The following is a 701-nucleotide window of genomic DNA, read 5'->3' as shown; positions in this document are numbered from 1 at the left end:
CGGTAAGTATTGGCCAAAACACTGGCAACAACCTGGGTACCATCTAAAATTTCAACCGTATAAGAAGCTTCCGGATAGCTTGCATCCCACGCGTATCCATAAATCCTGGTACAGTTTGCATTGAAAGCACCCGCATATTTAGATGGGAGTGCGCAAGTAACCGATTTGGGGGAACCTGACAGAATTGTAGTTGTCCCTTTAATCCGGATACTAAGCTGATGGGCTGTTGCGTCGCGAAGCTTGTCAGGGAAAGGAATACTGAACCCATATTTTCCACTGCCCGAGTCCGGCAAGTCAGAACGGAAAGTATTTGCAACCGCGGTCGCTAGCACAGTCGTACCCTCCAGCAACTCGACTGTTATCGCTGAATCAGGATAGTTTGTGTCCTTCACATAGCCTCGGATAGCATTGCAGTCTGCACTTTCAAGAGCGCCTGTATAAGCAGGGAGAACCGCACAGGTTACTGTTGACGAGGTCCTCAGGAAATACTCTGTCCCTTTAACGCGGATCTTCAGCTCATGTGGCTTACCATCTTTCAGGCTCGCAGGTATGGCCATACGGAACCCATATTTCGCAGTGCCTGAGCCAGCAGCTTCCAGGTCGGCACGGAAAATATCTGCCACAGTTGTGGCCCGTACAACACTGCCTTCCATGAGCTCAACCGTAAGTGTCTTTTCAGGATAGTTTTTGTCCCAAACGTA

1 pseudogene is annotated in these 701 nt (G+C 49.4%); it reads right to left on the bottom strand.

The annotated features are described in order from the left end of the window. Positions 1-701: pseudogene (locus tag AC1XTG_RS25575) on the bottom strand (T9SS type A sorting domain-containing protein); the annotation flags it as partial.

It is taken from the genome of Dyadobacter sp. HNCC25DJ183, assembly GCF_056895175.1.
This window is presented reverse-complemented; position numbering and strand designations above follow the sequence as displayed.